1 protein-coding gene is annotated in these 3,489 nt (G+C 73.1%); it reads right to left on the reverse strand.

Going from position 1 to position 3,489, the window contains the following annotated elements:
- Positions 1-3,489 (reverse strand): S8 family serine peptidase (locus ACIP98_RS42040; RefSeq protein ID WP_401982131.1); only part of this gene is annotated, 3,489 nt, incomplete at both ends.

A 3,489-nucleotide genomic window follows, 5' to 3' on the forward strand; every position in this document is an offset into this window, starting at 1 on the left:
CGGCCGTCGTGACCGCAGGTCGCCTTCCGCCACGTGCGGCCGTCGTCGTACGAGAACTCCACCGTGACGGGGGCGATCGTGCCCGCTCCCGCGGCACCCGGCAGGTGCGCGGCGGAGACCGTGACCGCGGCGTGGCGGTCGGCGCGGCCGTCCGGGTCCGTGGCGATGCCGTAGTCGAGCTGGATCAGCGGCAGGACGGCGGACTCGTCACCGGTGGGTGCCTTGGAGTCGAACCCCCACTCGGTGTGCGTCGTGGCGGAGTACGGGCTCACCGTGGCGTCCCGGCTGCCGTCGAGCACCAGGCGGTAGGGCAGGCGGCCGGCGCCGGGAGCGTCGGCCGCGACCGTGGTGTACGAGCCCACCGCCAGACGGGTGCTGCCCTGGTAGAGGGTGAGGGACTGCCGCATGCGGTCGTAGTCCATGGACATGCCGACGTGGTCCGAACTGCCCCACCCGGGCACGTCGAGGTTGAGCCGGCTCCCGCTGCGCGTGGGCAGCTTGTAGTTGTTGTCGAGGTACGGCCGTGCGACCGGCTTGAACCACTCCTGCGTGTGCGAGCTGCCGGGCCGGTAGGTGGTGCGCGGCTCGATCTCGTAGATCAGGCCGTCGACGTACGCCTCCTGCCCCCACGAGTAGCCGCTGCCGGTGGAGACCCAGTCGACGCGGCGGCTGTTCATGGGTTCCCGGATCGTCAGGCCGATGCCCCAGTTCGAGTACACGGGCCAGTCGTAGCGCCACTCGCCGCCGCCGAGCGACGGGTCGGGGCTGTCGAAGGTGACGTCGACGCGGGCCAGGTTCTTCGAGCCGCCCTTGACGACCAGGTCGGCCGGGACACGGTTGTGCCACGTCCACATCAAGTCGTACACGTAGGGGCTGTCGGGCTGGGAGTCCACCGTGAGGACGGCTCCGCGCCCGGTGGCCTGCCGCAGCAGCCGCTCGCCCTCGTCCGTGCTGAGCAGCGCGACGTCGAGGCTTGCGGCGGTGTCCCAGTCGGGGCCGTAGCTGCGGATCTGGCGGCCGAGCTGGTTGTTGACGACGAGCAGCAGCTTGGCGCCGGCCTTCGCGGCGGACGCCGCCTGTTCGGCGTCGCCGACGGAGTCGTTACGGCGTACGACCACCGCCTTGCCGCGCGCGTCGACCTTCGCCCAGTCGGCGGCCGCGCCGTCCCCCGCCGCGACGAGCGGGAGCCGGTAGTGGCCCTTGGCCAGCGGGGTGACGCCGTCCTGCCGCAGGACGTCGGTGAAGGCGCCGCTGGGGGTGGAGACGGCGAGCACCGGCTGCTCCTTGCGCCAGCGGGCGCCGAGGTAGAAGTCGCCGTGCTTGACGTCGTGGGTGGTCGGCTGGGCCCAGAGGCTGTCGTAGCTGGTCTGGGTCTCCATGTAGTCGCGCCAAGTACCGCCGCCCATCGCCCGGTTGTACTCCAGGCGCTGGTAGGTCGTCTCGGTCGACCGCGGTGTGGTCATGTCGACCCGGCGGAGCTTGCGCGCGTCCAGCGTCACGGTCGTGTCGTGGTCCATGACGACCTCGGGGTCCCCCAGCAGCGCCATGCCCAGCGAGTGCGGGCCGTGCACGCCCTCCACGTCCTTGAAGGACAGCACCGAGTACACGTCCTCGGGCAGGAACGTCTCCAGGACGCCGGACTCGTCGACGACCCAGAACTCGGGACCGAACTCACCGGACCTGAGCAGTTCGACCACGCCCGACATGGGGTTGCCGTGGGCGTCCTTGAGCAGCACGGTCAGCTTGTGCGCCACGTCACCGAGGGACACCGCGGTGTGCGCGGCGACGGCCCCGGACGCGTCGGTCGCGATGACCTGGCCCGACCAGCGGTTGTTGCCCGCGGCCTTGGACGCGTCGATGGTGAGCGTGATCTCGGCGGTGCCGTGCGCCGGGACGACGACCTGGGAGGCCGAGATCCGGAACAGGCCGGCGGGGGCGTTCGGCGCCTGCACCGACAGGCCGAGGGTGACGGCCAAGTCGCCGGTGTTGGTGTACGTCACCGGGCGCTGCACGGCCCCGGTGCCGCCCTGCGCCACCTGCCCGGCGAACGCGGTCGCCGAGGCGAAGACGCCCGCACGCAGCGCCGCGGGCACGTCGACCCGGCCGCTGCCGGCCTGGAAGGCGTCGTACAGCGGGGTCTGCTTCGAGCTGCTGACCAGGAGGTCCTTCAGCTGGGCGCCGGTGAGGCCGGGTCGCGCGGCGGCCAGCAGGGCCGCGGCGCCGGCGACGTGCGGGGTCGCCATCGAGGTGCCGCTCAGTGTCTGGTAGCTGCCCTCGCCCTCGGGGGCGTACTGCGACCGCGCGGCGAGCACGTCCACACCGGGGGCGGTGATCTCGGGCTTGAGGCCGCCGTCGCCGACCCGCGGGCCCTGGCTGGAGAAGAACGCGACGTCGTCGGCGGAGTCGACGGCGCCCACGGTCAGCGCGGCGTCCGCGGCGCCGGGCGAACTGATCGTGCTGGGCGCACCGGAGTTGCCGGCGGCGATGACGAACAGCGCGCCGGTCTGGGCGCTGAGGCGGTTCACCGCCTCGCTCATGGGGTCCGTGCCGTCCGACGGGGCGCTGCTGCCCAGGCTCATGCTGATGACGTCGGCGTGCTGGTCGACCGCGGCCCACTCCATGCCGGCCAGCACCCAGGAGTCCTGGCCCCCGCCGGTGTCCGACAGCACCTTGCCGATGTGGAGTTCCGCCCCCGGGGCGACGCCTCGCTCCTTGCCGCCGGAGGCCGCTCCGGTGCCCGCGATGGTGGACGCGACGTGGGTGCCGTGACCGTTGCGGTCGGTGACGTCCTCGTCGGGGACGAAGCTGGCGGTGCCGGCTATGCGCCCGCCGAAGTCGGGGTGCCCGGCGTCGATGCCGGTGTCCAGGACGGCGACGTCCACACCCTGCCCGGTGTCCCCTTCCGCCCAGGCGCTGGGCGCGCCGATCTGGGCGGTGGTGTCGGCGAGGTCCGCCTTCACCTTGCCGTCGAGCCAGATGCGCGCGATGCCGGCGCCGAAGGCCGGGGCACCGCTCTTGGCCGCCGCCCTCGCACCGTTCGCGGGCGCCGCGGTGACGGCCTGCCAGAAGTCGGCCGAGCGGTCGCGGTCCTCGGTGAGGGCGGCGCCCTGCACACTGCTCAGGTCCCTGACCCGGGCCGCACCGGGGGGCGCCGTGGCGCGCAGGCCCGCGGCGGCCGTGGTGTACGAGACGATCAGCGGCAGCCGGTCGCGGTGGGCGTCGTCGTAGCTGTCGGCGACCAGGTCGCTGACGTCGAACAGGCGCCGGTCGAGCGTGCCCGCCGCCACGTAGGGCAGTGCGGCGGAGGGAAAGACGTACAGGTCCCCGCCGGACTCCATGACACGCGCCTCGGCGGGTCGGCCCGTCGCGGTGCGCACGTCGACCGTGCCGCCCTTGCCGTTGCCGGAGGACTGACGGGTCGTGACCACATCGCCGGTGATCAGTGTGACGGTGTGGGTGCCGGGCGGCACGTTGTTCCGTGCCGGGGTG

The sequence above is a fragment of the Streptomyces sp. NPDC088354 genome, assembly GCF_044753585.1.
Lineage (GTDB): Bacteria > Actinomycetota > Actinomycetes > Streptomycetales > Streptomycetaceae > Actinacidiphila.